Annotated in this window: 13 protein-coding genes and 1 pseudogene; 8 read left to right on the forward strand and 6 right to left on the reverse strand. The window is 56.6% G+C overall.

The annotated features are described in order from the left end of the window. Window positions 1-568: 568 nt before the first annotated feature. The 7 genes from BGIM_RS0147525 to BGIM_RS0147555 all read left to right on the forward strand — a co-directional run bounded on the left by BGIM_RS0147525 (window position 569) and on the right by BGIM_RS0147555 (window position 6744). Window positions 569-1789: an RtcB family protein gene (locus BGIM_RS0147525; protein WP_020476595.1), complete on the forward strand. Its 1221-nt coding sequence runs from the start codon at window positions 569-571 to the stop codon at window positions 1787-1789. Further along, window positions 1774-1995 (forward strand): helix-turn-helix domain-containing protein, encoded by a 222-nt coding sequence (locus BGIM_RS0147530; protein WP_020476596.1) that lies wholly within the window; start codon window positions 1774-1776, stop codon window positions 1993-1995. Before BGIM_RS0147525 ends, BGIM_RS0147530 begins: the two co-directional genes overlap by 16 nt. Further along, a complete protein-coding gene (locus tag BGIM_RS59695; protein ID WP_020476597.1) occupies window positions 1992-2324 on the forward strand; it encodes a DUF6166 domain-containing protein in 333 nt (110 codons plus the stop codon). Before BGIM_RS0147530 ends, BGIM_RS59695 begins: the two co-directional genes overlap by 4 nt. Further along, on the forward strand, window positions 2309-2644 hold the full coding sequence (locus tag BGIM_RS0147540; protein WP_020476598.1) for a hypothetical protein: 336 nt from the start codon (window positions 2309-2311) through the stop codon (window positions 2642-2644). Before BGIM_RS59695 ends, BGIM_RS0147540 begins: the two co-directional genes overlap by 16 nt. 214 nt (window positions 2645-2858) lie before the next feature. After that, a complete protein-coding gene (locus BGIM_RS0147545) occupies window positions 2859-3308 on the forward strand; it encodes a hypothetical protein (protein ID WP_029632241.1) in 450 nt (149 codons plus the stop codon). After that, a complete protein-coding gene (locus tag BGIM_RS0147550) occupies window positions 3305-3553 on the forward strand; it encodes a hypothetical protein (protein ID WP_020476600.1) in 249 nt (82 codons plus the stop codon). Before BGIM_RS0147545 ends, BGIM_RS0147550 begins: the two co-directional genes overlap by 4 nt. 398 nt (window positions 3554-3951) lie before the next feature. Then, window positions 3952-6744, forward strand: coding sequence for a TrlF family AAA-like ATPase (locus BGIM_RS0147555; RefSeq protein WP_020476601.1), 2793 nt, complete (start codon window positions 3952-3954; stop codon window positions 6742-6744). A gap of 25 nt (window positions 6745-6769) precedes the next feature. On the opposite strand, the gene BGIM_RS0147560 is transcribed toward BGIM_RS0147555, so the two are convergent. The 3 genes from BGIM_RS0147560 to BGIM_RS0147575 form a co-directional block, all read right to left on the reverse strand. Continuing rightward, a complete protein-coding gene (locus BGIM_RS0147560) occupies window positions 6770-6955 on the reverse strand; it encodes a hypothetical protein (protein WP_020476602.1) in 186 nt (61 codons plus the stop codon). Between the two features lie 126 nt (window positions 6956-7081). Continuing rightward, the gene (locus BGIM_RS0147570; RefSeq protein ID WP_020476603.1) at window positions 7082-7414 is read right to left on the reverse strand and encodes a hypothetical protein; all 333 of its coding nucleotides are present in this window, start codon (window positions 7412-7414) and stop codon (window positions 7082-7084) included. Next, complete coding sequence (locus tag BGIM_RS0147575; protein WP_020476604.1) at window positions 7411-7644, reverse strand: hypothetical protein; 234 nt, start codon at window positions 7642-7644, stop codon at window positions 7411-7413. The genes BGIM_RS0147570 and BGIM_RS0147575 overlap by 4 nt, the downstream gene beginning before the upstream one ends. 54 nt (window positions 7645-7698) lie before the next feature. On the opposite strand from BGIM_RS0147575, the gene BGIM_RS59700 reads away from it, so the two are divergent. Next, window positions 7699-8310 (forward strand): hypothetical protein, encoded by a 612-nt coding sequence (locus BGIM_RS59700; RefSeq protein WP_020476605.1) that lies wholly within the window; start codon window positions 7699-7701, stop codon window positions 8308-8310. Between the two features lie 26 nt (window positions 8311-8336). Here the strand turns inward: BGIM_RS59700 and BGIM_RS0147585 are convergent, their stop codons facing one another. The 3 genes and pseudogenes from BGIM_RS0147585 to BGIM_RS0147595 all read right to left on the reverse strand — a co-directional run. Further along, window positions 8337-8777 (reverse strand): lysozyme, encoded by a 441-nt coding sequence (locus BGIM_RS0147585; RefSeq protein ID WP_020476606.1) that lies wholly within the window; start codon window positions 8775-8777, stop codon window positions 8337-8339. Beyond that, on the reverse strand, window positions 8774-9076 hold the full coding sequence (locus BGIM_RS0147590; protein ID WP_020476607.1) for a hypothetical protein: 303 nt from the start codon (window positions 9074-9076) through the stop codon (window positions 8774-8776). Before BGIM_RS0147590 ends, BGIM_RS0147585 begins: the two co-directional genes overlap by 4 nt. A gap of 55 nt (window positions 9077-9131) precedes the next feature. After that, window positions 9132-10097, reverse strand: a pseudogene (locus tag BGIM_RS0147595) (hypothetical protein); the annotation flags it as partial.

Below are 10097 nucleotides of genomic sequence, written 5' to 3' on the forward strand. Positions count from 1 at the left end.
CGGATTTGGCATGGCCTTGCAGGCGGGGCCGTTCCGCTCGTCGGCGGGGTGCGGGGGGGGGAGTCAAGCCGAAAACGTCGGCATGGTGATGATACAGTGTTCCGACGACAATTGGTAATTAAGACCGGCACAAGATTCACTGTCGGTGAAGGACAGTGAATTGGAGTAATCGGGGGATTGCGCCAAAAGGACCAGATTGAGCAAAGCGGTCTGAAAAAGCGGCCGGGGCGAGGACTCGCATACTCCCCCGGCCTGGCAGCACCACCAGTTTTTGGGACCGGCAACGACATTTGGGGCCGCGTGCTTGCATGTGCAATTTACTTGAGCGGGCTGGCTGGTCAATCCCGAGGAAAATCATTTGGAAATTTGCTCGCCTGACAATTGACCGACGGTTATAGTTTAATCGACCGGCGGGGTTATCAGTCCTGTTGTCGATTGGGCGACGACTTCAGGACATCCCCTCCGGTTTTTTCATTTCTCCACCTACCTCCTCACTTTTCGCTTGCGCCTTTGTGCAACTTGCACTAACGTCGGCCGCAAGAAAACCCCGACCGATGAAAGTGAGAGCATGCAATTTTTGGGCAAGGCAACCGTGCCGATTCAAGGCTGGACCGAGGGCGTCCTGGTCGAGGAGAAGGCGCTCCAGCAACTTCTCAACGTGGCTTCATTGCCCTTTATCCACAAGCACGTCGCGGTCATGCCGGACGTTCACTGGGGCATGGGAGCCACGGTCGGCTCGGTCATCCCCACCGTCGGGGCAATCATCCCGGCGGCGGTGGGAGTGGACATTGGTTGCGGCATGATGGCCGTTCGCACCGAAATCAACGCCGACGACTTGCCTGATAACTTGCATGCGATCCGCTCCGACATCGAGGCGGCGATCCCTCACGGACGCACGGACAACGGCGGCGTGAATGACCGTGGGGCATGGGGTGATCCCTCGCCTGATGCCGACTGGGTGTTCTCGACAAAGCTGATGGGGCGGCTGCAAGCCATCGTTGCCAAACATCCCGGCATAGCCAAGGCCGCCGAGAGAGCGCCCTTTCACCTCGGCACACTTGGCACGGGCAATCATTTCATCGAGTTGTGCCTGGACGGGGATGGCGCGGTGTGGGTCATGCTTCACTCCGGCAGCCGGGGGATCGGCAACAAGATCGGCACCTACTTCATCGAACGCGCCAAGGCCGAGATGCGGCGGTGGTTCGTCAACCTTCCCGACGCCGACCTGGCTTATCTGCCGGAAGGGTCGGAATTGTTCGACGACTACGTGGAGGCGTTGCATTGGGCGCAAGAGTTCGCCCAAGCCAATCGCGAGGTGATGATGCGGAGCGTCCTCGGCGTGCTGGAGCGTCACTTCCCCGGCAAACTTGGCAATGTCGATGAGGTGGCCGTGAATTGCCACCACAACTATGTGACGAAAGAGAATCACTACGGCAAGAACGTCTGGCTGACCCGAAAGGGGGCGGTGCGCGCCCGGAAGGGCGACCTGGGCATCATTCCCGGTTCGATGGGGGCCAGAAGCTACATCGTGAGGGGTAAGGGATGTGACGAATCGTTCCATAGCTGCTCGCATGGCGCGGGCCGGGTGATGAGCCGGGGCGAGGCGATCAAGCGGATCAGCCTGGAGGATCACGTGAAAGCCACGGCGGGAGTCGAATGTCGAAAAGATGAGGGGGTGCTGGATGAAAGCCCGGCGGCCTACAAGCCAATCGACGCGGTGTTGGCCGCCCAAAAGGATTTGGTAGAGATCGTCCATGAGTTGCGGCAGGTCATATGCGTCAAGGGCTGACCCCGGCCGAACTTCGCAGTTGGCTGCGCGGCGTCTGTGATTCCTTGAACGACGGCCATGGGACCGGCGGCCAGTCGGAACTGGCTCGCCGGCTTGGATGGGATGGCTCGACAGTTCGCCGAAAGCTGTCGGGAAAGGTGAAAATCACTCGTTCGGACGTGTTGGCGATCCGGGCGGTAACGAAGGAGGATAGAAACGTGAAATGAAGCATTATGCGGGAGACAGGACCCCGGACGGCTGCGAAGTGATGGTGCTGGACCTCAATCATGAGGGCGGCGGGTATGAACTTGATCCGCGCAACGACCTTCGCAACCATTCGCCAGATGGGTTTGGTTGGGGCTACAGCGGTTCCGGCCCGTCACAACTGTCGCTCGCCATCCTGGCCGACGCTCTTGGCGACGACAAACTGGCCGACAAATTGCACATCGACTTCAAGAACAAAGTCATCTCTCGGCTGGACAAGGACAGATGGACGATTTCTGAGGAAGACGTGCGGCTGGCCGTTGCGGAACTGGCGGCGTGGAGGAAACGGTGAGCGGGCGGTACTTTTACGACAACGCGGTGGCCGCCGTGTGGATGGCAAGGCAATACGGCATGAAGTTCGTTTCCTGGCATTCGGGCAAAGAGTATGACCTGTCAGTGATTGAGGCAAACGTCGGCAGCCCAGTGGAGTCGATCCGCAACGATCAGCGGTATGTCGTTCATGCCGACAGTCTGCGCATACTGCAACGGCAAAAAGTCGATTTGACGGGAAAGGGCATTTGGGAAGCGATAAGCAGCAAGCCCTTTACAGGTGAGAATCGCATCATCCTGCGTGACGAGTTGCCCTTCTTTTGGCCGGAAGTGGAGGCATGACAACTCTGCGTCATCGCCGCCTTAATTACTTCGAGACGGTCTGAAAGGTATCGGGGGCGACATTGAATCAAATATTTTCTCCGAATCGGCGAAATGCCATTGCCGTTTGAGTGGGCGGCGCATTAAGCTTCACACGCGAGGTAGTCCCTCGGGCGGGTTCGTAGCTGAACCGGCCATCCGAATCACATGGCCTAATCGGCCAGATTGGTAAACAATGCCAACTCCCATCGAGGAGGCAGTGGAGAAACTCCGCGCCTCGACAATTCAGCTCAACAAAGCCAGCGACGAACTAGCCACAATCGTGCGGGACGTGGAAAACTTTCTCGAATCGTGTGGTGTCGGCGTGTCAGCCGAGGTTGTTGTTCAGTCGTATGAGGACGAACACGGTCAACCTAAGCGTGACACTGTGCTGGGGTACGGCAAGTACGGCGGCCGGTTCCGCGTTCTGGTCAGCGAACACTATTACAACGGGGCGGACTCCGATGTCTCGGCATGGAGTGATTGCTCTCGGGATGAAAAACTCCTCGCGGCAAAGAAACTGCCCCTGCTTTTCGCTGAACTGGTAAAGAGTGTTGAGACCAAAACGGCCGAAACACGTGAATTGGCCGCTGAGTTGACGCAAGAGCTTAAGCCAATCCTGAAGCCGGGAAAGGCGGGCAAATGAAGACTGCAAAACCAGCACCCGTTGCTTCATGGGTGCGCACAATGCAATGCTTGGTCAGCGCGATTTTCGTTCTGAGCGTCGCGGCGGTTTACGCGGTCAAGGGCCAAATTGATTCGGGATTAATCGCCGCCGCGGCTTACCTGTTTGTAATGAACATGTACTTCGCGTTCGGTCTTTCACCGCCAGGACATGAGTTTGCGTCGAAGGCAGTCAGCAATCTTGGCCAACGCAATCGGACGCCTTGATCACCTTCAGGCAAAATGCCTTATCTTGCGCAGCCGTCATCGTCGGGGTTTAGGGTTTGGCGGGGCTCATGGCTGGGGTACCCGCCAAACCCTAAAGCCCAGAGATGATGGCGAGCATGCCTTCACCGTGCAGCCAGATTCGGAGGGGAAGGGGATCGGCAGGGCCAGTCTTTTTTGACCGCTGGTTCAATTTGGCTTGGTGTTAGTGTCTATCCGGAAAGCCCAAAAACGTCGGTGTTTTCGGGGGTAAAATGGCCAAAAACCGGCCTTTCCGGATAGACACTTAGACCGTTCATAGAATTGCCACTCGTCGATTTCGCAGGCAGAGATTCGCTGACGCAAAACGCCTGCCGAACGATTTTCGATCAAAACTCGCCAAGCCGCTTGAGAAAATTTCCATGGACAAGGGTGCCCGATATTACCACTGCGACTTCCAGGTCCACACGCCGCGAGATACTAGCTGGAAGGGAGCAAGACCGCAAACCGAAGAAGCCAGAGTTGAGTACGCCGAATCATTTATTAAGGCCTGCCGAGCGAAGGGGTTGGATGCGGTCGCAATAACGGATCACCATGACCTGTGCTATTTCCCCTACATCAAGGCGGCGGCGAAGGAAGAGGTATGGCTGGATGGTGAAAGAGTGCCGGAGTCACGCCAAATTGTCGTCTTTCCGGGTGTTGAACTGACACTCGCGGTGCCGTGTCAGGCATTGCTTATTTTCGACGCCGAAATCCCAATCGAAGTTTTGCCCAACCTCTACCCACTCTTAGGCGTCACTCAGAACCCGAACGACTCGCCGGTGCATGCCGAAATCGGCAGACTTGACGCCATCACCTCATTTGATGAATTGATCTCCCGCTTAGATTGCAATGATTGCTTCAGGGGACGTTACATCATCCTCCCCAATGTGGGGGGGCACGGCCACATGATGCGGGAGGGCTTCACCTCTATTTATAAGTCGATGCCGTGTGTCGGCGGATACCTTGACAAGTTGGTGTCGAAACTTGACCCCGGCACCAAGCGAGTGCTTGACGGCAAGATCGAAGCGTACGGAAACAAACGGCTCGGATTGTTCCAAACGTCTGATAATCGCCAGGCAGATTTTTCTCATCTTGGCGCGCATACCACTTGGGTCAAATGGGCGACGCCGACGGCTGGTGCGTTGAGGCAGGCGTGCCTCGCTTGCGACACTCGGATCAGCCATGCCGTGCCGGTCACGCCTACGATGGCCATCGTCCGACTTGAGGTGTCTGATTGTAAATTTCTCGGGCCGATCGATGTGCGCCTTAACCCGCAGTACAGTTGTCTGATCGGGGGGCGGGGGACTGGAAAATCCACCATACTTGAGTACATGCGGTGGGCGTTGTGCGACCAGCCCCCGAACTTTTCAGACGAGGATGATGCGGTCCCCTACCAGGAGAAACGCGCGGCCTTGATTGAAAAAACCTTGGCCCCACATCAAGGCGTGGTTTCCGTCACATTTCTCTTGAATTCGGTTCTTCATGTGGTGCGACGGTCATCGGAAACGAAAGAGCTAAAGCTCAAGGTCGGAACCGACGAGTTCAGGGAGTGCAATGAAAACCAGGTGCGCGACTTGCTTCCAGTCCAGGCTTACAGTCAAAAACAGTTGAGCGCCGTCGGCATTCGGTCCGAGGAACTGATCAGGTTTATTCGCACTTCCATCAAGGGAGATTTGGATCACTTGAGTCATGCCATTGATGAGTGCAAGACGGGCCTGCGGGGTGTGTTCGGCGGGCTTGTCAGGATGCGAAAACTACGGCGTGACATCGACCGGGACGGGACTGAACTGGCGTCACTTACACAACAGGTGGAAGCCTTGATGAAAGGCATCAAGGGTTTGACGGAAGAAGAGCGGCAAGTGCTGGAAAAGCACGACCTATATCTTCGGGAAGAGCAGTACGTCGAAAAAATCGGCAGAGAACTACGGACGGCACAAGAGCAGGCCGCGGACTTCAGGAAAGAACTCGCGGGCTTCCCCAGTTCACCGCCAACCGGGCAACCACTGCCGAATGCTGATCTGCTGGCCGGTCTTCACGGCGGCATGGCGGCGGGCGTGGCTGCGGCGGCACTGCATGTTGAGGCGGCGGCCGCCGCGCTGGACGACACTAGCCCGGGCATGGTTGCGTTGGAGACCGTTCGTGCCCAATGGCGTGAACGATACGCCGAGCATCTTGATGCATATGAGCGGGCGAAATTAAACGCCTCGTCCCAGAAGGACATCCTCAAGCAGATCGCGGAAGCGGATGCGAAGATTCGGGAACTGCGAGCGAAGATTGACGTGAAAGAAAGCGAATTGGAGCGGTATGGGTCGTCGGAAGAGGATTTCCGGCTTGAGAGGAGGCGGCTGATCGAGCTTCAGACGACGGTCGCGGACATGATGCAAGTCAAATGCGACGAACTGACAGAGATGTCAACGGGCCGGATCAAAGCCGGAGTCGTGCGTGGCGCGGGGAGCCACAAGATCAATGACCGCTTGATAGGCTTGGTTTCCGGGACAGGCATGCGGACCAAAAAGGTTGATGAACTCTGCGGCATGGTCACCGGTTCGGCCAACCCGCTTCAAACGTGGTCGGATGTGGCGGATGAATTGGAGTCGCTAATCGATTACTCGGGCGGCGTTATGGAAGACCCGAAGCCGCGACATACGCCCCTGCTGACCCAAGCGGGATTCGCGGCAAGGGATTTAGACAGGATTGCGAGCAAGTCATCGCCCGAGTTGTGGGTTGAGCTTGCCCTCGCGGACCTTGATGACGTGCCGCAGTTCCAATATCGGCAAAGCGAGGGGTTGTATATCCAGTTCACGGAGGCTTCGGCGGGCCAGCAGGCGACGGCACTCCTTCGCGTGCTTCTCAATCAAGAGGGTCCACCTCTGGTAATTGACCAGCCAGAAGAGGATCTCGACAACCAGGTTATCCAGCAAATAGTACATGAAATTTGGAAGGCGAAATGCCGAAGACAGCTCATCTTCAGCAGTCACAATGCCAATATCGTTGTCAACGGCGATGCCGACCTCGTTATTTGTTGCGATTATCGAACTGCCGGAGATCACTCGGGTGGGAAAATTAAATGTTGCGGGGCAATTGACATCGACGAGATTAATGAAGAAATTACAGTTGTAATGGAGGGTGGCAGAGACGCATTCGATCTGCGAAAGAAGAAGTATGGCTTTTAGGCAAGAGCACACATATTTAATTCCATCACCGCCCCAACTCCATCACCCCCATCAACAGTACGCATCCCAACGTCACGGCCAGCACGGTGGCGAATCCCCCATCGGACGGGATGCTTTTTGGGTTGAACTGATTCAATCCCTTCAGCACCCGCATTTTCTCGCTTTGCAACATGCGACGGTTGTAGTTGTTCAGCCGGGGTCCGATGGTCATTGCGTGGCCCATTCGGACAGGGCCTTGTGTCTGGCCGCACACGCCCGGTACATCGCGGCGTCATCCACGCACACTTGCAGCAGTTCGCCGAGGTCGGCGATGGCGACCGTTGTCAACTCGGGGCATTCAGCGGTCAGGTTGGCCGGCGGCTTTGCCCGTGCGGGCATCATTGAAGAGTGACAGGCCTGCAACAGGCAAGACGCAACGATAAGAAGTTTGGCGGGTTTCACGGGTGATCCTTCCCTGAAGTGTTCGGTTGAGTTCGCTCTGGCTGGCCAGTTCCCGTTCCAATGCGGATGATTTCGCGTTCGCCCTTTCGATGTCGGCGGCCTGTTGTTCCATCGCGGCTTCGACGGCCTTCTTCTCCGAGGCGTCCCATCGCCATCCTTGAATGGTCCAGCCGGCGACAAAGCACGCCAGGCAAGCAGCCACCGGCCAGTATTTGAGGTAGGGGATCATGCGTCCGGCTCCGTCTTGGATTTCATGCCGATACCCGCACCCCCGCCACCCAGAATTGCTCCGGCATTTATTCCAAAGCTTGACAGGTCAAAATGCACATCATGCCATACGCCATAAGCGGTGAATAATAGGAATCCCAAGCCGAAGGCAAGCCACAACACGCGGCCAACATCATAATCATCCCCATTTATACCTGTGACACAGTCTTTTAATACCTTTGTCAATATCATTTGACCTCCGTTAATTTTAAATGTACTACGTTGCATATGGTCGAATTAAAAGGCATGATTGGCAAAAAGATTGGGTTCCTTGAGGTTATACTCCGTGGAACCTATTGGGACCCTGCTGAAAAAAGGGCGTACTGGATTTGCCTTTGTGTTTGCGGCAAACAAATTGGAAAATTCGGCTACACCCTTCGGGATAAAAAATCCAAATTCAAATCTTGCGGGTGTAAAAAGAGCGAGGTTATATCTTCTTGCAGAACCACTCACGGCCTTACCAAGACACCCGAGTATTCCATATGGCAAGGCATCAAGCATAGGTGCTTCCTGAGAAGCGACATGTCTTACGCGGCCTATGGAGGAAGGGGAGTTACCATGTGTGACCGCTGGAAAGACTCCTTTGAATCCTTTCTTGAGGATATGGGAAAAAGGCCGGCGGCGAACTACTCCATAGATAGAATTAATTTTAACGGAGATTACTCCCTGGAAAATTGTCGATGGGCCACCAAGGAAGTTCAGGCCAATAACACGCGGACAAATGTATTTTATGAATACAAAGGAAAGAACCTTACTTGGGCGCAATGGGAAAGAGAGTGCGGAATAAAACAGCATACTCTTGCGTATAGATATAGAAAAGGGCTTAGGAATGATGATCTTTTTAAAATAACCCGCTAGGCAGTCTTTGATGAAGGAAGCCACGATCATGCGGGTACTGGCGTGAGAAAAAGTTTGCGTTCGGCCTCGCGTCGTTTCACCAGTCCGGGCAATTCGACGTTCCCGGCCTTGGTCCACATGAGCAGGCGGTCGGCGAACTCGGCGTACAGGCCGCGATTGAGGCAGTTGAGCGTCTTGGTGCCAACGAGTTTTTGGGCGCCAACATTAAAAACAAACGAGGTCGTTGCGGAGAACTGATTTTCATTCAACGCCACTCGAACAATGCGGTTGACGCCCTGCTCGGCGATGGCCACGTCACGTTCCAGGAACATCTCGGCGGTGGCCTCGGAGATCGGACCCATGTCCATGCGGACGCCGGTGGTATGCCCATGTCCAATCGTGGGAATTCCCGTCGCGTCGAGGTATGGCTTCAGGCTCAACCCTTCCGCATCCCTGATAATCTGCAATCCCGCCTCGTTGCACTTCATTGGCCGCCCCTCATGATGTTAAAAATCATCTGCGGCATCTGGTCGAGCTTGGCGTCCACGGCCTCGATCTTGGAGTGAACGCGGTCGAGGGTGTGCTGCATCTTGCTTTCCAGGGTGCGGGTGTCGTCTTTGGTGGTGTAATTCTCGGAGACATGGGCGCGCAGGCGGGCGATGTCCACCTGGTTCTCCTTGCCGATGTCGATGGCCTTGGACGAGCGGCCGTTGATGTAGGCCGCGATGGTGGCTCCCGCCGCCGCGACTCCCCCGACCGACCAGACGATCACTTCCGTTGCCTCCATAACCCCCTCGCTTTATTTCATGACCCTAACACAACAAACATCCTTCGATCAACCGCTACGCCAGCGTCACCGACTTCCAACCGCCGTCGTTGACATACATCCGATGCCCGGTCCGGTCGTAATAGAGCGGCACCTTTCCAGTCTGGGCCGTCGGGGTTCCCGTCGGCGCCCCGTCCCCGGCCGGGATGTAAAGAAATCCATCCGTGGCATTGGTTGCGAGCGCGACCGCCGATCCGACGATGGTCGATCCCCCGGAGTCGATGCGAAGCCGGTCCGTCCCGTTTGATTCATCGCGGATGATGAACGACTTGTCGGCGTTGCGGACCGACCAGTTGGCCTTGTCGCCCCCGGTGTCCTCCAGAAAAATCTTCGGGTCATTGTCGGCGACATGCAGTTTGCCCGTCGGGGCGACGGTATTGATGCCGACGATGAATGTGCCCGTTGAGGTCAGGGCGACCCGCTGCGTGCGGACATTGGCCGCGACGGAGGAGATGCTCCATTCGTCCTTCGCGTGGTCGTGGCAATAATCAAATCCGGTCCCGAGGGAGGGCCCCTTGCGGAAGGCCATCGCGCCGTTGGCGGATTTGTCGCTGGTGGGGACGGAGACGTTGGCCCAGCCGGTGGTGTCGTGAAAGTTCGCGTAGCCGGGGGCGGTTTTCTTTTGCAATGGCAGGGTGGCGGTGGCATAGGGATAGGCGATGCCGGCGTCCTCAAACACGGAGCGTCCGGCGAAGACGGCGTTGCCCGTGCTGGAGATCCAGAAGCGTTGAAACGGCGTCTCCTTGCCGACCGGGGTGACGCCGACGTAAAAGGCCCCGCCGCGACAGGTGGACGTGGGCGTCTCGACGATGGGAAAACCCAGTTCCTGGGCCCGCCCGGAGTAGACATAGCCATCCGTGGTCCCGTGCGAGGAGACAAGGCTGCCGGAGGTGTCCAGCGCCCAGCCGTAGATGAAGGCTCCGGGGTACGCGCCGGTGCGATTCGTCGGGCTGGCGGCGTTCCCGTCCACGATGAGCAGCGC

This window comes from Zavarzinella formosa DSM 19928 (genome assembly GCF_000255705.1).
Classification (GTDB): domain Bacteria; phylum Planctomycetota; class Planctomycetia; order Gemmatales; family Gemmataceae; genus Zavarzinella; species Zavarzinella formosa.